The sequence below is a fragment of the Peteryoungia rhizophila genome, assembly GCF_004912145.1.
In the GTDB taxonomy this organism is placed as follows: domain Bacteria; phylum Pseudomonadota; class Alphaproteobacteria; order Rhizobiales; family Rhizobiaceae; genus Allorhizobium; species Allorhizobium rhizophilum.
Genome location: NZ_STGT01000003.1, coordinates 845,413 through 864,849 on the forward strand (window position 1 = coordinate 845,413; position 19,437 = coordinate 864,849).

Annotated in this window: 23 protein-coding genes; 11 read left to right on the top strand and 12 right to left on the bottom strand. The window is 62.7% G+C overall.

Translation table 11 applies throughout. The features are described from left to right. Positions 1-134 precede the first annotated feature (134 nt). The 3 genes from E9677_RS15285 to E9677_RS15295 all read left to right on the top strand — a co-directional run bounded on the left by E9677_RS15285 (position 135) and on the right by E9677_RS15295 (position 2,702). A complete protein-coding gene (locus tag E9677_RS15285) occupies positions 135-1,271 on the top strand; it encodes a GGDEF domain-containing protein (RefSeq protein ID WP_235882965.1) in 1,137 nt (378 codons plus the stop codon). Positions 1,272-1,476: 205 nt separating this feature from the next. Next, complete coding sequence (locus tag E9677_RS15290) at positions 1,477-1,998, top strand: GNAT family N-acetyltransferase (RefSeq protein WP_136558913.1); 522 nt, start codon at positions 1,477-1,479, stop codon at positions 1,996-1,998. 122 nt (positions 1,999-2,120) lie between these two features. Then, positions 2,121-2,702 (top strand): DUF1349 domain-containing protein, encoded by a 582-nt coding sequence (locus E9677_RS15295; RefSeq protein ID WP_136558914.1) that lies wholly within the window; start codon positions 2,121-2,123, stop codon positions 2,700-2,702. 146 nt (positions 2,703-2,848) lie between these two features. On the opposite strand, the gene E9677_RS15300 is transcribed toward E9677_RS15295, so the two are convergent. After that, positions 2,849-3,637, bottom strand: a complete 789-nt coding sequence (locus E9677_RS15300) for a class I SAM-dependent methyltransferase (RefSeq protein WP_136558915.1) — start codon at positions 3,635-3,637, stop codon at positions 2,849-2,851. Positions 3,638-3,927: 290 nt separating this feature from the next. On the opposite strand from E9677_RS15300, the gene E9677_RS15305 reads away from it, so the two are divergent. Further along, entirely contained in the window at positions 3,928-4,608 is a 681-nt protein-coding gene (locus E9677_RS15305; protein WP_136558916.1) for a permease, read from the top strand. Positions 4,609-4,620: 12 nt separating this feature from the next. Here the strand turns inward: E9677_RS15305 and E9677_RS15310 are convergent, their stop codons facing one another. From E9677_RS15310 to E9677_RS15320, 3 genes are all read right to left on the bottom strand, one after another. Further along, positions 4,621-4,887, bottom strand: coding sequence for a hypothetical protein (locus tag E9677_RS15310; protein ID WP_136558917.1), 267 nt, complete (start codon positions 4,885-4,887; stop codon positions 4,621-4,623). Between the two features lie 178 nt (positions 4,888-5,065). Then, positions 5,066-5,584, bottom strand: a complete 519-nt coding sequence (locus E9677_RS15315) for a hypothetical protein (protein ID WP_136558918.1) — start codon at positions 5,582-5,584, stop codon at positions 5,066-5,068. 129 nt (positions 5,585-5,713) lie between these two features. Beyond that, complete coding sequence (locus E9677_RS15320; protein WP_136558919.1) at positions 5,714-6,607, bottom strand: NAD-dependent epimerase/dehydratase family protein; 894 nt, start codon at positions 6,605-6,607, stop codon at positions 5,714-5,716. A 149-nt stretch (positions 6,608-6,756) separates the two neighbouring features. Here E9677_RS15320 and E9677_RS15325 point away from each other — a divergent pair, with 149 nt between their 5' ends. The 5 genes from E9677_RS15325 to E9677_RS15345 all read left to right on the top strand — a co-directional run bounded on the left by E9677_RS15325 (position 6,757) and on the right by E9677_RS15345 (position 9,894). Beyond that, positions 6,757-7,236, top strand: a complete 480-nt coding sequence (locus E9677_RS15325; RefSeq protein WP_136558920.1) for a DUF3833 family protein — start codon at positions 6,757-6,759, stop codon at positions 7,234-7,236. A gap of 247 nt (positions 7,237-7,483) precedes the next feature. Next, positions 7,484-8,020 carry a glyoxalase superfamily protein gene (locus tag E9677_RS15330; protein ID WP_136558921.1) on the top strand — a complete coding sequence of 179 codons (537 nt, stop codon included), beginning with the start codon at positions 7,484-7,486 and terminating at the stop codon, positions 8,018-8,020. A 79-nt stretch (positions 8,021-8,099) separates the two neighbouring features. Next, a complete protein-coding gene (locus tag E9677_RS15335; RefSeq protein WP_136558922.1) occupies positions 8,100-8,477 on the top strand; it encodes a PH domain-containing protein in 378 nt (125 codons plus the stop codon). 284 nt (positions 8,478-8,761) lie between these two features. Further along, the gene (locus tag E9677_RS15340; RefSeq protein WP_136558923.1) at positions 8,762-9,346 is read left to right on the top strand and encodes a DUF1214 domain-containing protein; all 585 of its coding nucleotides are present in this window, start codon (positions 8,762-8,764) and stop codon (positions 9,344-9,346) included. Beyond that, the gene (locus E9677_RS15345; RefSeq protein WP_136558924.1) at positions 9,343-9,894 is read left to right on the top strand and encodes a DUF1254 domain-containing protein; all 552 of its coding nucleotides are present in this window, start codon (positions 9,343-9,345) and stop codon (positions 9,892-9,894) included. Before E9677_RS15340 ends, E9677_RS15345 begins: the two co-directional genes overlap by 4 nt. 12 nt (positions 9,895-9,906) lie before the next feature. Here E9677_RS15345 and E9677_RS15350 read toward each other — a convergent pair whose 3' ends face one another. Together E9677_RS15350 and E9677_RS15355 are read right to left on the bottom strand one after the other, a co-directional pair. Continuing rightward, positions 9,907-10,836, bottom strand: coding sequence for an HD-GYP domain-containing protein (locus tag E9677_RS15350; protein ID WP_136558925.1), 930 nt, complete (start codon positions 10,834-10,836; stop codon positions 9,907-9,909). Positions 10,837-11,128: 292 nt separating this feature from the next. Continuing rightward, positions 11,129-11,341: a hypothetical protein gene (locus tag E9677_RS15355; RefSeq protein WP_136558926.1), complete on the bottom strand. Its 213-nt coding sequence runs from the start codon at positions 11,339-11,341 to the stop codon at positions 11,129-11,131. A gap of 384 nt (positions 11,342-11,725) precedes the next feature. Between E9677_RS15355 and E9677_RS15360 the strand changes: the two genes are divergently transcribed. Then, entirely contained in the window at positions 11,726-12,853 is a 1,128-nt protein-coding gene (locus E9677_RS15360; protein WP_136559080.1) for a DUF2336 domain-containing protein, read from the top strand. A gap of 138 nt (positions 12,854-12,991) precedes the next feature. Here E9677_RS15360 and E9677_RS15365 read toward each other — a convergent pair whose 3' ends face one another. The 6 genes from E9677_RS15365 to E9677_RS15390 form a co-directional block, all read right to left on the bottom strand. Next, positions 12,992-13,339 carry a DUF1491 family protein gene (locus E9677_RS15365; protein WP_136558927.1) on the bottom strand — a complete coding sequence of 116 codons (348 nt, stop codon included), beginning with the start codon at positions 13,337-13,339 and terminating at the stop codon, positions 12,992-12,994. Between the two features lie 52 nt (positions 13,340-13,391). Next, positions 13,392-13,937: a type II toxin-antitoxin system YhaV family toxin gene (locus tag E9677_RS15370; RefSeq protein ID WP_408014722.1), complete on the bottom strand. Its 546-nt coding sequence runs from the start codon at positions 13,935-13,937 to the stop codon at positions 13,392-13,394. Then, positions 13,891-14,184, bottom strand: a complete 294-nt coding sequence (locus tag E9677_RS15375) for a type II toxin-antitoxin system PrlF family antitoxin (RefSeq protein ID WP_235882966.1) — start codon at positions 14,182-14,184, stop codon at positions 13,891-13,893. Before E9677_RS15375 ends, E9677_RS15370 begins: the two co-directional genes overlap by 47 nt. A 120-nt stretch (positions 14,185-14,304) precedes the next feature. After that, entirely contained in the window at positions 14,305-15,768 is a 1,464-nt protein-coding gene (locus tag E9677_RS15380) for a methyl-accepting chemotaxis protein (RefSeq protein ID WP_408014723.1), read from the bottom strand. 92 nt (positions 15,769-15,860) lie between these two features. Beyond that, a complete protein-coding gene (locus E9677_RS15385; protein ID WP_136558930.1) occupies positions 15,861-16,856 on the bottom strand; it encodes a peptidoglycan-binding domain-containing protein in 996 nt (331 codons plus the stop codon). Next, positions 16,828-18,363, bottom strand: coding sequence for a sensor histidine kinase (locus E9677_RS15390; protein ID WP_235882967.1), 1,536 nt, complete (start codon positions 18,361-18,363; stop codon positions 16,828-16,830). Before E9677_RS15390 ends, E9677_RS15385 begins: the two co-directional genes overlap by 29 nt. A gap of 469 nt (positions 18,364-18,832) precedes the next feature. Between E9677_RS15390 and E9677_RS15395 the strand changes: the two genes are divergently transcribed. Then, entirely contained in the window at positions 18,833-19,297 is a 465-nt protein-coding gene (locus tag E9677_RS15395) for a DUF5330 domain-containing protein (RefSeq protein WP_136558931.1), read from the top strand. The last annotated feature ends 140 nt before the right edge of the window (positions 19,298-19,437 follow it).

Sequence of the window (19,437 nt, forward strand, 5' to 3'; positions counted from 1 at the left end):
TTCACCCCAAATTAAGGGGGTCGAAGCTAGGATCACGGCGTTTTCGAAGGTGACTTATTTCAATCGGTGATTGGACATCCATGATGAGATGGCTCGGACTTCCCGCCAGGCCCCGCATGACCGCGGAAGAATACATGGCCTTTCTCGAAGATCGTGCCCCCTTGCGCAGCCGGATGCTGCGGGCGGCCGTGATCTGCGTCTTGTGCTTCTACCTCGCCTGTTTCCTGTTCGATCTGTGGTTGCTGGGTGATGTCACGTTCCTGTCGGCGACGCTGCGCTTCGGCGTGATGCTGCCGATCGCGATCGCCCTGTTCTTTTACATCAATGGCCGGCATCCGATCGAACGCAAGGAAAACGCCGCCATCCTGGTTGCCCTGCTCGCCAACATCTCCTGGTGCGTCATTCTGGTGTCGAGTTCGAGCCCCGGCGTGCTCACCTATTATTATTCGGCCGCCACCTTCCAGATGGCGATCACCATCGCAGCCGCCTCGCCCTTCCGCCCGGCACTGCGCGCCAGCCTCTTTACCTTCTGCCTCAATTACTCGGCCATCTGGTTCCTGGAGGGCTCGTCGCCCGGCTATGTGATCCAGCACCTGGCCGTCTACATGCCGACCGTGATCATGACGCTCTTCGTCTCCTACCAGCTCGAAGTGGAGGCGATGAGCAGCCATCTGCAGATGCAGGAAAACGAGGCGCTGAAACGGGAATTGTCGCGCCAGAACAAGGACCTCGCCCGGCTCTCCGTCACCGACCCGCTGACCCGGCTCGCCAACCGGCGCGGAACCGAGATGGAACTGGCGCGACTGAGGACCGAGATCCCGCAGGAGGCCAAACGCGTCGTGCTGCTCGTGGCCGACGTCGATCACTTCAAGGCCTATAACGACGCCTATGGCCACGGGGCCGGCGACGAATGCCTGAAGCGCGTGGCGCGCGCCATGCGCCGGTCGCTGCCGGTCGAGGCGCATCTCGCCCGCCATGGCGGCGAGGAATTCCTCGCCATCTTCGCGGGCGCAGATCCCGACATGGCCCCGGCACTCGCCGAAAGCCTGCGCCGCGCCGTGCGCCAGCTCGGCATCGCGCATGGCTTTACCGGCGACCGCAACAAACATGTGACGATCAGCGTCGGCGCCGCCTGTGGCGCGATCGAGACCGACGGCGACTTCGACCGGCTACTGGATATCGCCGACCGCGCCCTCTACGCCGCCAAGGGCGACGGCCGCAACGCCTGGCGGGTGAGTATGGCAGAGGACTCGGAGCGGGTGGTGGCTTGAAGGTGTGGGTGGGCTGGTATGTTGCCGGGATCGAGGTCGCAGCGAAGATGACTTCAGCTTTGTTGGGTGACTCTCGGACGTCGGCGGTTCATGCGGTCAGATCGTTGCGGTTTGCGTGATGGCGGACTTCGGCCGAAGCGGCCATCATGTCTATGCTGCAAATTCCTCCGAATTGGTAACCGCAATTGGGTCAGGCTAAATTTTCATGCAACATTTCCTCATTCGCCTCCTCTCGGCAGATGACGCACCAGAATTTCGTGAAACACGCCTCGCGGGCTTGCAGGATCACCCCGAGGCATTCGGCGCGGACCTCGAAGACGAATCCAGCCGATCCGTCGAATGGTTTGCAGACCGCTTGAGAAAAAGTGCCGTGTTTGGAGGGTTCAACGAAGCCAGAGAGTTATGCGGCTTGATCGCGGTTGCACGCAGCGAAAGTCCAAAGACGCGGCATAGCGCTTCCATCTGGGGCATGTACGTGAAGGCTGCGTACCGAGGTACCGGGTTATCAGCAAGTCTGCTGAATGTAGCAGTCACATATGCGTTTGAACACTGTTCAACCGTTCGCCTCGCCGTGGTGGAAAGCAATCACGCTGCCCGTCGGCTATATTCCAAGGCCGGGTTTCGGGAGTGGGCAAGAGACCTGGCAGCGCTAAAGGTTGGCGACGTTTTCCATGACGAAATCATGATGCGGCTCGACAAGCCTCCCGCTGCGGAGACTACATCATGACCGCAAATGGCGCAAAGCCGAAGGTGGCTGTCACCTTGCCCATTGACGGCAATTGGGTTCTTTGGGGATAAACGCTCTCCGAAAGCGGCCAGATTAGTCCGCTCGTGTCACAGGAGCCGCTGTTGCAGAGTCTTAAAAATGGACGGTGGCTCAATGAGCCCACAAAGGCAGAAGCTTCGGAGATCGAACTTTCCGTAACGACCGACGCAAACACGGATTTTTGGCGACAGACGCATTATGGCTTTGTCCGCGACAGCGGCCACTTCTACGCATTCGAGGTCGACGGCGACTTCACCGCTCAGGTTCGAGTCCAGGCGCATTTCCAACATCTCTATGATCAGGCTGGCCTCATGGTCAGGCTCGACGAGAGACGGTGGGTCAAGACCGGGATCGAGTTCTCGGATGGATATGGCTTGCTCGGCAGTGTGCTTACGGATGACACCTCCGATTGGGCCACGGGGCGATATGAAGGCGATCCATCGGATTTCTGGATCAGAGTGACCGTCCAGAGGGGCGTTCTGCGGATACAGGCATCCGGCGATGGACAGACCTGGCCGCTGGTCCGCCTCTGCCCGTTCCCCAAGATGGATCGATATCTCGTCGGCCCCATGTGCTGCACTCCCGTGCGTTCGGGATTGGAGGTAAAGTTCCGCGAGTGGCAAGTTGGGCCGGCCTTGGGCAAAGACCTTCACGACTTGTCATAGCGCTAACGCACTATCTTACGAAAGCGCTCACTCTCACAGCTTGGCCACCGCCGGCAGGATCGGCGTCTACCGCGCGCTGGACCGGATATCTGCGCGCAGCCGCCCCTCTGCCCTGCCGGGCTTATCCCCGACGGGGAGAGGAAAACTCACCCCGCGATCTCCCCGTCCGCATTCCCGATCGGATACAGAAACAGTTTCGTCTTGCGGCCGTCCTGCAGTTCCCAGATCTCGTCGGGATCGACATCCGGCACGGCAAAGCTGTTGGACACGAACAGGCTGCCGGGCTTCATTTCGGTCGAGAGCTTTTGCCAGAGTGCGGCCATCGGGGCCGGCGAGAGGAAGGCGTAGACCACGTCTTCCTGCGAGACATCCGTCTTCCAGAGGTCGCCACGGCGGATATCGCCCCGGCCGCTTAGGGTTGAGAGCAGCTTCGCCGCCAGATAGACGGCGGGCGCATTTTCCACGCCGCCTGCGCGCCTTCCCTCGCCATCGAGCGCCCGGACGACGCCGCCCAGCCCACAGCCGAGATCGAGCATGCGGCTCGCGCCGCGATCGCGCATGAGGTCCTTCAACACGGAGGTCGTCTCGGTGTTGGTGAGATAGAGGGGAATGCGGCCGCGGGTCGTGTTGGAAAAGACGAGTGCCAGCAGAAGAAAGGCGATGCCGAAGGGCCAGGCGGGCAGATTGCCGATGAGAAGCGCCGTGCCCATGGCGAGCGGAAAGAGGAAGGCGATCAACAGCCACCAGCGGGCGAGCCCCAGGATCCGCGTGATGCTGGCGGCGATCAGGCCCTGCAGGACAAGTGCAGCCACGATCAGCGGCAGGCGCTCGACCGCGGTCGAAAGCGGTGCAGTGACGGCCGCCACCACAGGCAGCGCGACAACCTGGGCCAGAATCGCACCGAGGATCGGGGTCTTGCGGAAGAGGACGAGCATCGGATCTCCGGCAGAATTGCAATTGCGCGACACTGGCAGGGGGTGGCACGATTCTCAAGGGTGGTCTTACCCTTCCCCTTGAGAGGGAAGGTCGGAGCGCAGCTCTGGGGGTGGGGTAACCCTTGAGGCAGCCTGCACCCGTTTCACCCCCGCCCGCCGCCTTGCGGCGACCTCTCTCCTCAAGGGGGAGGTCACGTGGCCTTGCGCAGACCTGCCACGGCTGGCATCGTCTGACGCTGAAGCTTGTCGGGCTAGGATGCCCGGCGGGGTGGTCGATGTGAGGAAGATGCATGGATTTCATGAGGTTGTTGAAGTCGCTGGAGGAACTGCTCTACGAGCTGGTGTCCTGGCTGGTCTTCTATCCCCTCACCTTCTGGCGGGCGCTGACCCGGCCGCTCAGCATGATGCGCTACGCCGATCTCGAGCTCGACGACCAGCTCGACGAGCAATATGACGACACGGTGAGCCCGCCGCTCTTCCTGCTGATCACGCTGCTCCTGTCTCAGGCGCTGTCGGGCGCCTTTCCCGTCGATCCCAGCTTTGCGCAGGAAACCAAGCTCTCGAGCTCGACCGCCAACCTGCTGATTGCGCGCGGTGTCGTCTTCGGCATCTTTCCGATGGCCATGGCAGTGACGCTTCTCGTGGCCAGAAACATTCGCGTGACGCGCCGCACACTTCGACCGCCCTTCTTCAGCCAGTGCTACGTGGCGGCGCCATTCGTCTTCCTCATCGGGTTGACCGTGGATTTCCTGATCATGCCGCGCGAGCAGGGCCTCGTCTTCGGCCTGCTGGCCCTTGCCGCGGCCATCCTGTGGTATGGACAGGCGCAGATCCGCTGGTTTCGCCAGGACCTGACGATCGGCACGGGCAAGGCCATAGGCCTTTTCGTCATTGCCTTCCTCATGGCCGTGATCTGCTCGCTGGCCGTGGCAATTGCAGCGACCTATCTTCTGCCGCGCTGGAACGCCTGAGATCTTTCCGGATCAGTGGCTGACGGCATCGTCCGCGGCGCGGGGCGCATGCCCGCCGAGTGCCCGGTCGATCTCGGCCTCCAGCATCGTCCTTTCGCCGACTTCGACTTCGCCGAAACCTTGAATGGCCGCATGAGACCAGAGAATCCGCCCCGAGAGAAGCGGCGCATCGACCGTCGAGATGACATGGCCGTTCATCGCGACATCGAACGAGACGAAGTTCCGCCCGCGGATCTCGGTCTGCGCAAAATTGGCGATTTCCATGCGCGTCTCGGGCAAGACGTTTCCTCTGAATTTTGCAGGATTACCCTAGGGATCAAGGGTTTTTGGTATATTCCTCATATACAAGAAACCTCGTGATTCGTTGGGCTTTTTTGGGATTTGTCCCCGCAATTTGTGAGGGCAGACAGGGTCTTCACGCAGCGAAGCCCTGTTTGCCCTGCAGACTCCGACGCATTCAGCGGTTGTCGCGCTTCGCCTGGCTGTTCTTGACGAATTGTGAGACGCGGCCGACCTCCATCGGGTTGACCAGATCCGGGCCGCGTTCGTTTGGCACCGACCGCATGCCCTTCTTGGTGCGGCGCGAGCTTGGGCGATTGGGCCGGCTGGCTGCGCGACGCATTTCCAGCGCCTGTTCGGCATTGCGCCTCAGTTCGTCGCGCGAGGCGAAACGCTTGCGTCTCGCAATCTCGCCATTGACCCGCTGCAATGCGGCCGAGAGGGCGGCGAACTTCTCGCGGCTGCCGGCATTGTCTGCCGCAGGCTTTGCCCCCGAAGGCACCGCCTTGCCCCGCATTTCGCGGCGTTGGCGGTTGGCGACATCCCGCGCCTTGTCGCGCCGTTCGCGCAGGTTCTTGCGCAGACGGGCGAGATCCTCGTCGGCGCGATCGGCCAATCCCGGATGCCGCGAGGCCTCCACAAGCTCCTTCTCGGTCTCGTCGAGAAGTCGCAGTTCCGTCCGGCGTGCCTGGGCCATATCCAGCCTCCCATGTTCATTTTTTCATCATGATAACACAGGGGTAACGACAGGATGCCGGCGGTGTTCCGCCCGGATCAGATCCGGGCGGCTGACATTCGAGTGAGCGAGATTTGATCCGCTACGGCCTCAGACGGCGACGTATTTGCGCCAGTCATGCTCTTCGCGGAAGCCCAGAACCTCCCGGATCTTGGCGTTGGAGAGCGGGGCAGCAAAACCGTCGAGATCGCCGGTGATCGGCGTGTTCGGCGCCCATTGGCTTAGGAATTCCCGGGTGGGTACCGTCGCGGTGATCGTGTCGTTGACCGCGTTGAAAACCTGGAAGCCGAGGCCATCCTTTGCCACACAGAGGTCGACGATCTGGCCGAGGTCGCGGGCGTCGATGTAAGACCAGGCATTGCGCTTGCGGCATGGCGGATCAGCGAGATAGCCGGGAAAGGCCGCGTAGTCCTCGGGCGCGATGACATTGCCGATGCGCAGCGCATAGACGTCGATGCCGTAGCGCATGGCGAAGGCACGCGCGGTCTTTTCATTGACCACCTTGGAGAGGCCGTAACTATCCATCGGGTCGGTGTCGTAATCTTCGGTCAGCGGAAATTCGTGATAGTCCTTGTCACCCTCGGCAAAGCAGACGCCATAGGTGGTTTCGGACGAGGCGATGATGACCTTCCTGATGCCGAGCTTGGCAGCGGCCTCGATGACATTATAGGTCGACACGGTGTTTTCGGCGAAGGTCTTGTTGTCGGGATGCATCAGGATGCGGGGAACGGCGGCGAAATGCACGACGGCATCGACCGGCTTCGGGCCGCCCGCCTCTTCGTAACCGTCATAGCCGAAATGGCAGGAGAGCGCATTGAACACTTCGCCGGGATCCGTGACGTCGGTCAAAAGCGTATGCACGCCTGGCACATCGAGCACGGCGCGATCGACATTCAGGACCTTGTGGCCCTTGTCCAGGAGATAGGGCACGACATGGCGCCCCGCCTTGCCGCTGCCGCCGGTGAACACGATCCGCTTGCCCATGATGATCCTCCTTAAGATTAGGTTGTCTGACGACCAGATAGCGCGACGCAGGAAAAAGGGTAAGGGGGAACGCTGCGTGTTCCAGGTTCAGGGAACCTCAACCGCAGCCCTCGTGTTTAAGCCGTCGCACCCAAACCAGGAGAGGCGCCTTGAAACTCGAGGATTTTGCAGACAGAGAGCCCAGGTTTGTTCTGGAGGAGTTCTTTTCCGGCACACTGCGCGGCTGGGGCGTGACCATCGGTCGGCTCGGAGGCTTTCAGAACCGCTTCACCATCGACGCCCGCGGCCGCTTCGATCCGAGCGCGAATGTGCTGACGCTGACGGAAGACTATTTCTTCGACGACGGTCATTCCGACACGCTGTCCTGGACGATCCTGAAGCGCAGCGAGAACCGCTACGAGGGCCGCGAGACCCTGATCGACGGCGTGGCCGAGGGCGAACAGGCCGGATGCGCCTTCCGCTGGCAATATGCCCGTGACGTGCCCGATTCGAACGGCTCGAAGACACGCTTCGGCTTCGACGACTGGTTCATCCTGCATGACGAGCACCATATGAGCGTGCATGCGTCACTCACCAAGCTCGGGGTTGAAGTGGCGACGCTGGAGGCGTTTTACGAGCGGGTGGGCTGAGCGGATCCGAGCGAATTGGCGGGGACTGAAGTGCCCGCCTCATCCGCCCTCCTCTTGTCTTGCGAATAGGCTCTGCTAGTCTCCGGATCTGGCCGATGCAGCCTGCCGCCCCGCGGCGTTCTCAAGAGAACGCGATGGTGAACGCATCACGAGACGACTTCCTCATCCTTTTCCCGTTCGGAAGATGGCGACGGATCAGCAGACGCGGGCACTGATTGGACCGTTTGCTACTTTGGAAGGGAAGACTATGCGCGACTTTCGCGATGCCAAACTGATGGCCAGGACGCTGAAGGCGGAGCTTGCCAAAGCCGATCTCGAGATCAGCCACTCTCAAGCTCTGGAGCTCGTCGCCCGACAGCTCGGTTTCGACCAGTGGAACATCCTCGCCGCCCGGATCGAGGCGGATCCGAAACCGCTGCCAGCCATCCGCTACCAGCCACCCATCCCGATCTTCCGGATTTTCGATGTCGACAAGGCGATGGAATTCTACCGTGATTTCCTTGGCTTCACGGTCGATTTCGAGCATCGCTTCGGCGAGAATTTTCCGCTTTATTGCCAGGTATCGCGGGGTGATTGCGTCCTGCATCTGTCGGAACATGCCGGCGACGCATCGCCCGGCGCCAAGGCCTTCACCTGGATGCATGACATCAAGGCGTTCCATGCGGAACTGACGGCGAAGGATTACCGCTATCTGAAACCCGGGCTGCAAGAAGCGCCCTGGGGGCTGGAGATGACGGTCACCGATCCATTCAGCAACCGGATCGCCTTTTGCGAGAAGGTCTGAGGCCCCTTGGGACCGACCTCAACCTTGACGGCTTCGCGCGCCCTCCCCATCTCCGCTCCGACACATCAGGAGGATGACGATGGGTTTGTTCGACGGAATTCTGGGCCATGGATCGAGCGTCGATCCGGCTGATCTGGCCAAACGCCTCGACGGCGTCCTGATCGACGGCGAGCAGGTCGGGCTGGCCTTCAAGGTGATCCGCGATGTCTTCGTCTTCACCGACAAGCGGCTGATCCTAATCGACGTGCAGGGCATCACCGGCTCGAAGGTGGACTATATGTCGGTGCCTTACCGGGCGATCACCCGCTTCTCCGTCGAAACTGCGGGCACTTTCGATCTCGACAGCGAGCTGAAGATTTGGGTTTCGGGCGCAGAGACGCCGGTGACCAAGACACTGAAGAAGGGCACGGATGTGCGCGGGATCCAGCGGGCGCTGGCGACGGGGGTGCTGCGGTAGGACATTCGGAGCGAAGGTTCCGTCAGGCCGCACTCATTGGGGTAAAGGCCCCTCACCCCTGCCCTCTCCCCGCAGGCGGGGAGAGGGGGAGCAAGCGGCCTCGGTCTCGGCCTTCTCCCCGCTCGCGGGGAGAAGGTGCCGGCAGGCGGATGAGGGGTTAATGCCCTACCTTTGCTTTCCATTCACTCCACGCCCCCAAACTTCCCTCTCCCCCGAATCAGTGATACCCCTCGGGCTCTATCGCATGGCGCCTCGCGCGCGCATTCCGAGGTCTCAACCCGCCCGTGTTTCGTGTTCCGCTCATCGTCGCCATCGCCCTGATCATCGCCTTCGGTGGCGGGATCCTGTCGGCGCTTTCGATGCTCAATGCCTCCGTCGGGTTCGGGGCGATCGAGGTGGCGGGGTGGCGGGCGTTTCCGGCGGCGCAGACGGCGGCGGCCGATCCTTATGCCAAGGCGCACCGGGCCAAGGGCGGGCGGCTGCTCTACGGATCGGCCGAGGGGCTGCAGTTCACGGCGTTTCGCGATGCCGAGGGGCTGACGCTGACCGGGACATGCTCCTACCGGATGAGCGGGCGCACACCGACGACACGGCTATGGACACTCTATGCCGCAGATGCCGACGGCATGCGCCTGAACGCCGGCGCCGACCTGCCGGCAGCGACGAATTCGCAGACGGTGCTGAGGCGTCGAGACGGTTCGTTCGACATCGTGATCTCGCGCACCGCAAAATCCGGCAATTGGCTCGCCATTCCCGATACGGGCGCGTTCCAGCTGGTGCTGACGCTGCTCGACACGCCGGCCGCCGCCTCCACGGGTCTGTCCGGGCTCTCCATGCCGGTCATAGAGCAGATCGGGTGCGGGCAATGAGCAAGCTACTCTACGCCGTCATCACAGGGGTTTTCGGCGCGGTCCTCCTGCATATCATCATCATTCTCGGCGTGCCGCATTTCACCGGCCGGGACGCCTATACCCGCGTCACCTCGGAAGGCGTGCCCTTCGTCTTCCATGCGCTTTCGGACAAGCCCGATGCGGTGGGGCTGTCGAGCATCGACCCCTATCTGCGCATCGCCGTCTGCCATTTCGACATCGAGCGGCAGCCGCTTTCGCTCGTGGCGCTGGGTGGCGGCGTCGATTTCTGGTCGGTCGCGATCTATGACCGGGATGCCAACGAGGTGTTCTCGATGAACGACCGCACATCGGTTGCGGGCGATCTCGACGTGCTGGTGGCAACACCGGTGCAGGTGGCGCAGTTGCGCAAGACGCCGATCGCCGCGCTCGCCGAGACGATCCTGGTCGAACATCCGGGAACCGAGGGCTATGTCGTGCTGAGGGTGCTAGCGCCACAGGCGAGTTATGAGCCGGAAGCGAAAGCCTTTCTAGCAGAAGCCGAATGCATGCCCTTCACAGGCCGCTGAGGCAGGTCGATCTCAGTGGAGCGGCGTATCGGCCAGCACGCTGCCGAGCCGGATGACCATCTTGCGATCGAAATGTTGCGGTCTTGCAAACATCCAGTCCAGCGCCTGGGTCGACGTCCAGGGGCGCTTGTAGGGTCGGACCGAGGTCAGCGCCTCGAAGACGTCGCAGACGGTGGACAGCCGCACCGGCATGCTGAGATCCTTCTTCTTCAGACCCAGCGGATAGCCCGAGCCATCCAGCGCCTCGTGATGCAGCCGGCAGATGTCGAGCACGACGGGCGGCAGTTCCGGATAGGTCTTGAGCAGGCGATAACCGGCCTCGGGATGATTGCGGATGACCAAGCGCTCCTGATCGGTGAGCTTGCCGGGCTTGGTCAGGATCTCGTTCGGGATGAGCAGCTTGCCGATATCGTGCAGCATGCCGGCGACGCCCAGGATACCGGTCGTTTGCTCGTCCATGTCGAGAGAACGGGCAAGCAAGGTCATCATCCCGCTGACGGCGAGCGAATGCACGTAGGTCGTCTCGTCCTTGCTCTTCAACCGGGTCACTTCCAGCGCAATGACCGTGTTGTCGGACCAGATGCCGGCATTGTCCTCGGCTGCCTGGGAGAGGCTGGTCATGTCGAGGGAGCCGCCGGCGGCGAGATCGCCGAGGCTTGCCCGCAGCGCCTGTGCCGATTGGGAGACTTCATGCCGGACCGCCGCGATGCGTACCGGATCGCGCAGGCGATCGGACTTGCCCGCCTGAGGCTTTCGCCCATCCGGATCGAGGCCGAGCCGCACATTGATCGACACTTCGACCGCGGATGTGGCGAGGATGGCGGCGAGTTCGGCATCGGTCTTGAGCAGGAAGCGACGGCGCGCAAATTCCCGGCTGGGACAGGCGACGCTTTCAACGAACATGCCTTTGCGGATGCGGTCCTTGGCAATCTTCACCAGCATGGAATATTACCGAGGCTCCGCACGGAAGAGGCTTGAAGACAAAGCCTGAGACATCGCAGCGACATACTGCAATTCTGAAGTTTATTGTATATGATAGAACTATTTTAGACTTCATGAACGCCAGCGCCATGCCGATAGATGGCACAGAACGCAATCGGGCCGGCGCAGCACGGTCGGTGTGCTGCAGAGGTGAACGGCCGTGGTGCTCAGCGGCGAGATCCGGTCTGCCGCACCGGAAATCTCACGCACAGATCTGCACAGACCCGCACCGGTTTGGCGGCACCATCACCAGTCAGCAGGGGCGACGACCGGGGCCGAAGACGGGGCCCTGTGGAGCCGGCAAAGCGGGCAAAGTCGGCAGTTCCACGCGCGGCCAGATGGCGTTCGGGTCCAGCCGCTCGTAGCGTATGCCAGTGAAGAAGAGGATCTCAGCCTTCTGGCCAGTCGTGTGGGTCGAACGGCGCTGAAGGTTCAGCCGGTCCGAAATCCTGATGATATCCGCCATGCTCGTCTCCTTTCGAGAAGAAAGATCGAGAGGGTCGAGAGGTCATCTCGCCCTGCCCTCCTTCTAAGAGGGCCGGCACATCCGGTTCATGTTGCGGAAAGTCTCACACGCACCGGGATCATCTGCGCCTTTCTCAGACGCGTGCCCCTGTCGCGGTTCACCCCACGGCCGGGGTACGCATATGCCTAATATCGAAAACATGCTGCGAATCATCAACCTTGACCATCCGCCTGCACACAAGAAGCCATAGGTTAGTTAACAGCTTGCTAACAAATTCGTTCTATTCTCACACACATCTGTATTGCGTTGGAGTGGTGTGTCGTGAGCGAACAGTTCAGGGAGCTTGAAAGGCCGGCCGGCGCGCGGAACAAGGATGTCGTTCTGATGGCCACGGTCACGAGTTTCCAGGCGCTCTCCTTCCCCGGCAAGTCGGAACTCCGACAATTTGCCGAGCTGTTCCAGCCGCTGTTTGCCGGATCCTCTGTCGAGGCCCGCCGTGAGGCCGTGGCGGCGCTGTCGCAGAGCCCGAGCCTGCCGCTCTCGATCGCCGCCTTCATCGCCAGCCAGCCGATCGCCATCGCCGCCCCCTTCCTCGCCGCATCGCCGGCGCTGTCCGACGACATGCTGATCATGATCGCCCGCACGCAAGGCGCCGACCATGCGCGCGCCATCGTCAAGCGCGAGCGGCTGTCGCCGACCGTGATCGATGCTCTTGTATCCCTTCGCCATGCGCTGCCGCCGCGCCCCGAGAAGACGCAGGAACCGGCAGCCAAGGCCGAACCAAGAGAGGCCCCCAAGCCATCAAGCTTCGACAGGGTCATGGCGGAACTGACGATGGCCGATCTGCCCGGCGCTGCGATGGTTGCCGAAATGGAAGCGGTTCCGAGCCGAGAGCCGGCCGCCACGCCCGCCGAGACCCATGCATCGGAGGCGGTGCCGGCAGAGCCTTCACGCGAGGAGACACTGCGCCAGACGATCAAGCGCATGGCCTATCAGCAGCGCCCCGCAGCCGGCGACCGGCTCGGCCGACGCCAGGCGACGCCGCTGCAGACGGCGCTCTTGGTCCGCTTCGCGCGTTCGCATGACGGCGGTCTCTTCGCCACCACGCTTGCCGATCTTCTCTCCTCCAGCCGCTGGCTTGCCGAGCGCATCCTGCTCGACATTTCCGGCCGACAGCTCGCCACCACGCTTGCAGGCGTTGCCATGGACGATCGGGAGGCGATCTTCGTGCTCGAGCATATCTATCCGCATCTCGCCCGCCGGGAAAACGGCGCCAGCCGCGCGGAACACCTGTTCTTCGACCTCGACCCGGACCAGGCGGAAGCCCGGATCGACAGCTGGATCCGCGCCGACCGCTATACGTTCGCCGGCGAAGAATTACCGGCCGAGCCGAGTGGCAAGGTGGTGGCGCAACCGGTGACAGGGTTGACCGCAGCCAACCAGGCTTCTGCCAAGCGCCAGCCGGTGGGCGACGAACACGGGCGGCAGGTGCTGCGGGCGCGCAAGCGGTAAGACCTATCTGAAGAGGAACAGAAGCAGGCACCGGGAGATGGCCGCCCAGGCGGTGGCCTCCGGACGCTGTCGCGGTCAGTCTCCCCACCCCGGCGCATTGCGCCGACCCTCCCCTTCAAAGGGAGGGTGCAGCGCCGCTCAGCCTGCTACGTCTGCAAGAGTAAGATAGGTCCCGAGATCCTCGACCTCGATCTCGACCAGCCAGAGATCACTGTCGAATTTCTGCTCACGGGCGATCAGTGTCTCGACGGCCTCGGCTTCGGCGCGCAGGAGGCGCGGTTCGAAGATGCGGTCGTCGCGTGTCTCGTCATCGATCATGGCCTGGGGTGCCGGACCATAGAGCGTCTCCAACCCATCGCGGAACCGCTGGCGCACGAAGATGGCGCCGGAAGCATCGGACCCCTTGTGCACGATCGCGGCATAGCCGCCGTCGGAAAAGACCCGGCGGGTAAGTGCGGAGACGAAGATGTCGGATCGGATGCGCATGGTGGGGTTCTAGGGGATTGCAGGGGTGGCGTCGAGGGTGGGGCTACGGCGCTCAGAGTTCGTCCGAGGCCCTGACTGCCCGGGAAAGGCGCGCGGTGGCGGACTCTGCCTGTTCCAATATCGTCTCGAAGTCATCTGGCGGATCGCCGCCATCCAGCATGCTCTTGAAAACGGCATAGGCATCCGAGCGGCTGCCATGTGCGCGAAGGGTTTCCTCGTCATTCACCCAGACGTAGACAATGATTTTCCGGCTGCTGTCGAAGCGGAAGAACAGGCGATACTGCTGAAAGAACTTGGCACGGAACCAGTGCTTCCGGTGCATTCCCAACGTCTCGCCCTGCCGAAACTGCGGAGATGCAGGATCGGCGGGAATGTCATTTCTCAGCAGTTTGAATATCGCGGCGAGACGTTTCGTGGCATTTTTCCTGCGCCATGTCTCCGGATCGCGGTGCCGACGCGCTTCAACTTCGTCAATCAGCGCCTCCAGTTTATCGAGGAAGAGCGGGTGCGCATAGACAGCCCAACCATTGGCGACAAAGGGAGCGCCAATGTTATTCGTCATCTGCCGACAGAGGCACGTCGAGATCGACGTCCACATCCCCCACCAACGCCTGAAGCCGCTCTACCAAGTCCCCGTCCAGCGCCCGCAGGCGTTGTGGATTGGACATCATGTCGCGCTCAAGCAAGTCAAGAAACGCGCCAATGGCCGGATCAGGCTCGTCCGACACCGCCTCGATGTACACGCGGCCAGTCGCATCTGTACGATAGCGGATCTGGTCACCCTTACCGAGCCGAAGTCGCTTGCGTACTCCGCTCGGGACGGTGGTCTGGTAGCGATCGGTCAACTTGGATATCTCGTCTGGTCTTGCAGCCATGTCCGGAACCACTCTATCGGTTTCCATAGCAAGGTAATGCAATTGCATTGCCTCAGCAAGCGCCCCAGTCGCGTCTTCAATATCTCGTAATTACACCTTCACCGCCAGCCTCAGCCCGCCCCAGTGCCGACCTGCAACGAAAATCGGGGCGGAGATGTCCTTCATCAGGACGAAGTTGCCGCCGCCCATGTCTCGGCGGTAGGTCTGGACGAGGAAGGGGGCCGTGGAGCGTCCTGCGGCGAGGCCGACGCGGTCGTTGAAGATGCGGCGGTTGCGGCAGTTTGCGGTGTTCCACACCGTGTCGCCCGGGCGCTGCGGGGCAGAGAATTTCTTGTTGTGGGTGGGCAGATAGCCGTTTTCATCAACCGGGGCGCAAAAGCCGATACGCTCGGACGAGCTGGCGATCGGCTCCAGGATGGCCGGCAGGACCTGGTCGGTGAAATCGGTGAAGCCGGTCGTCATCTGCACCGGATCGGTGCCCGGGATCGGGCGGTAGTTGCGGTCGAAGAGGTCGGACTGGCGGATACGGCCGCTGTCCACGGCCTGCTGGAAGACCTGCGATATGCGGGCGGCGACATCGACGGCAGTGTCGATCCAGTCGCTGTCGGCAGTGCGGATGCCCGCACTTGCGGTCAGCTGGATCAGCGTTTCCGAGAGTGCCACGACCTTGTCGACGCGACCTGCGGTCTGCTGCAGATGGCGATCGGACTGGCGGACTTCCGCCGACATATCGCTCAAGGTGGCGACAAATTCCGAGCACTGGCGGTCGACCTGGTCGGTCGTCTGGGCCATGGCCGAGGAGCCGTCAAGAATGCGGGTGATAACCTGCTCCATGGCGGAGAAGGAGGCGTTCATCGCCTGGGAGGTCTCGCGCACGTCGCGGGCGCTGGCGGTTGCGCCACGTCCGGCATCCGTCAGGCGGACAATCTTCACGCGGATCTGGTTCAACGTTTCCTGAATGGCGCCCGTCGCCTGGGATGTCTGGAGCGCCAGCGCGCGCACTTCAGCGGCAACGACGGCGAACCCCTTGCCGGCCTCGCCTGCCCTTGCGGCTTCGATCGCGGCATTCAAGGCGAGCAGGTTGGTTTGGCGGGCGATCGTGCCGATCTCCTCGGCGACCTTGTCGACTTCGGCGAGCGACTGGGAAAAGCTGCCGATTTCGGTGCCGATTTCTTCCGAGGTCTCGACCATGTGGTCGATCTTGTCGACGGCGCCGGTGAGCCGCGTGGCACTGTCGGTCAGCATGCGGCGCGCCTCGCCGGCCGTCTGGTCGGTCTCGCGCAAAGTGACGGCGACGTCCCTGTTGGTTTCAGCGATGGAGAGGGCCGTCCGCGTGATACCGTCGAAAGTGACGGCATGGCGTTTGGAAATGCCGGCCACATCCTGGATCGCTCCAGCGATATCGACGAGGTCGATACCGAGCGTGGAGGCCTCTTCGGCCAGGCGCTGGACAATGCCCCGCAGGGTGGCGGCGTCGGCCTCCGGTCGCGGTGCAGTCACCGGCTCTCCGGAATGCGGGTCGTCGTCTCGATGCGCGATCATCGCAGCTGTCATGGTCCATCCTCCTCCAATCGAGGAAGAGTAGCGCTGGTATGATTAATGATAGATTACTTTAGAGCTTATGAAAATTAGCCTAGACGAAAGGCTCAGAGGGCGCCGATGGCCTTGAGTTTCTTGAGCACCGCAGCACTCGGCTCGCCGGTTTCCGGCAATTGGTAATGGCGCTCGAAGCGGCGGATGGCGGCGCGGGTGTCGTCGCCGGGGATGCCGTCGATGGTGATGTTCCTGTAGGCCATGTTGGACAGGCCGCGCTGGATCTCCATGACCAGGCCGGGGTCGAAATTTGCCTGCTGAACTGGCGGTGGAGCGGCCGATTCGACCGCCTTGGGTGGCAGGGCCTGGACCGGGACGACGGGACGGCGCGGGGCGGTGACGACCTGGGCCTCGGAATTGCGGATCGCCGCGGCAACAGGATCCTCGCCACCGGTGTCCACATCCAACACGGGACGTTGGGCGGGTACTGCGGCGGTGACGCCGCGATCGAGCGCGAGCGCTGCGAGCAGTTCCGGCGTGACGAGGCCGTTCGCCTCCATGCCGACCGTCTTCTGGAAGACGGCGATGGCGGTTTCTGTGCGCGGGCCGATGACCCCATCCGCCTCGCCGTCATAGAGACCACGGCGAAGGAGTTCCCCCTGAACCTGGCGGATCAGACCGGCTGCGTCTTCGGCATTGGCGGGCAGGCCGGCGGGCCGCACTGCGGCAGCCTCCGGAGTGGCGTTTCGCACGGCGGCCGTCTCGACCGGGGCATCCTCGGAAGCCGGCTTCTCACGTTCGATGCGGAAGGTGGTGACGGTCTCAGGGTCCTGCTCGCTCAAGAGCGGTGCGCGCGGCACGCCGGCGAGTGCGGTGAAATCCTGGGCATCGCGGGTGCGCAGGAAGGGCGATGGATGCTGGCCGGGCTGATACCAGAGAGCATTGGCTGCGATGGTGCCGAAGATCAGCGAGAAGCAGAAGACGCCGCCGACGGCGCGCGGATAGCGGCCCGCCAGGCGCACCAGCGCGCCCGCGCCCTTCGAAAGAACGAGGACAGCCGTATTGCCCGCCTTCTTCTTCTCAGGCGATTTTCGCTTCCGCTTCGTCATGCCCCGGCGCTTTCCCACCCGTCTTGTTTTCGTTTCCCGCAGCAGCCAGGCGCGGCGGGAATTCGACCATGTTGGTTTCGTCCACAGCCCTGGCGCCCGAGCCGTCGACCGGCAGGGTCACCATGACCACGGTGCCTTCACCCGGCCGGCTTTCGATCCGGAATGTGCCGCCATGCAGGGCCGTCAATCCCTTTACCAGCGAAAGCCCCAGGCCGGAACCCTCGTAGTTGCGATTGAGATCGTTCTGCACTTGTGTAAACGGGCGGCCGATCAGCGCCATCTTTTCCGGCGCGATGCCGATGCCCGTATCGCTGACGCTGACGGTCACCTCGTTGCCGCTTCTGATGGCATCGATGGTCACGGCGCCACCGGCATCGGTGAACTTGATGGCGTTGCCGAGCAGATTGATGACGATCTGGCGCAGCGCCCGACCATCGGCGTTGATGCCGCCCAGGCCCTTCGGCAAACGGCTGGTCAGCTTCAGGCCCTTGGTCTGGGCCTGCAGCGACAGCATGCGCTCGCATTCGGTGAGCGAGGCGGCAAGATCGACATCCTCGAGCATCAGTTCGTAGCGGCCGGCCTCGATCTTCGACATGTCGAGCATGGTGTTGACGACAGACAGGAGATGGGCGCCCGACTGGCGGATCAGCTGCACATATTCGCGCTGGCGGTCGTTTTCGAGCTTGCCGAAATATTCGCCGATGAGGATGTCGGAAAAGCCGAGGATGGCATTGAGCGGGGTGCGCATCTCGTGGCTGACGGCAGCCAGAAAACGGCTCTTGATCTCGTGGGCGGCACTCGCCTCTTCTTCCTTGCGGGCAACCTCATCGCGCATCGACATCTCACCTTCGATATCGAGCATCTGGGCGCGGACGCCTGCAAGCGATCCATCGTCGGCGCGCACGGCGGTCATGTCGAGGCGGACATTAAGGAACTGGGCCTGATCGAGGCCGATCACCGGGCGGTCGAGGCGCAGATCGGCGACGACGACATCGGCGCCGAGGCGCAATTCGTCCAGCGCCTGGACGAAGGCCAACCGATCCGAGACATGCACCTGCTCGACGAAGGGTCGCGACAGCGGTTCACGCAGGAAGGAGAGGAACATCTGACGGTCGCGACCACCGGCACTCGTGATGATCCCGGCCGGATCGAGCGTCAGGAAGAGGCCCGGGCAGAATTCGTATGGATCGGCGGCGAATTGCTCGATGGCCGGGAGCCGCGCTTGCGCACTGCGGGTGCCGAGGCGGCGGCCGGAGATCAGGGCGACGGCTGCGATGAGGTGGAGTGCTGTCGCAAGGGCAAAGCCGATCGGCAGGCCGGTGGCAGCGCCAAGGAATAGGGTGAACCCGAGGGGGACGGCGACGAAGGCCGGCGCCATGGCGAGCGTCAGATTGCGCAGAGCGACAGTCTCCGACCGTTCGGCGGGGCGGCCGGCAGCATGACGCGACAGGAGGCGGGCAAAGAGCCCGTCCATCGTCACCGTCAGTGCATCCGACATTTTACGCATTACAACCACGCCAGAAATCCGCGACCGGTTCATCTGATTTATCGACCGGAAGATAGGCCCCACGCGCTTAAGGAATAGATAAGGCAGAGCCCCAGAACGGGCCTTCCCGGGTCGATCTGACCCGAAACAGGACAGGCGGATGAGGCTTTCCGAAACATGGTTAACGGGGCGTAAGCGCTGAAATCATTCAACTTTTCGAATGGCCGTTAAGACTTGTGGTCGCCCGCCCCCGCGAGAAGCAGTGGATTGTCGGGTGGCCGCCACATTTATGCTTAACGCCGACCGCTAAACTTTTAGACAAGCGTCCCGAAACGGAGAGATCACTCAAATTTTAGTCGAATTCGCATCAAAACCGACCGGGTTTCGAAAAGCGATTTTCGCGAATCAAACCTAGGGTCGCTCTCATGAGTTCGGGGACTAACCCGGACCGTTCCGGCAAAGACCGGGCAACAGGGATTTGGTGAAGACCATGTGGTTTCTGATCAAAGGAAGTATCTACTGCACAGCGACGCTGGTCGCACTGTCCTTCCTCGCGGCGCCGCCGGCCGAGGAGAGAGACGGCGCTGGCTTCGACATGGGTGCGGCCGTGACCGCAGCCAGCGGCGCCTATGACTATGTGACCTCGCTCTGCGTCGAGAAGCCGGAAGTCTGCGACAAGGGTGCCGCGACGATCCAGGCGCTCGGCCAGCGGGCCCGCGAAGGCGCGCTCGTCGCCTATCAGTTGCTCGACAAGCAGTTTACCGACGGCGGAGCGACGGCCGTGGCGAACGAAGGTGCTGCGCCGAAGCGTGGCGCAGTCGAGATCGTCAAGCCGGAAGTCGAGACCCCGCAGCTCGCAATCATCGAAGCCGAGGCGCCCGTCATCACCGGCACGGTGACGCCCACGGCGCGGCCGAAACACCTGCCGCAACCCTACCAGCCGCCGAAGCCCTAAAGGGTAGAGCGGGAACACCACCGCCCTTCCGGGCGATTACCCAAAGAATTCCGGGGCGGATGTCCGCCCCCTCCCCGCTTGCAACCGGCCCGCCATGGACCGGATGCCTGTCTGCCTGTCCCTCACTGAATTCGGCATTT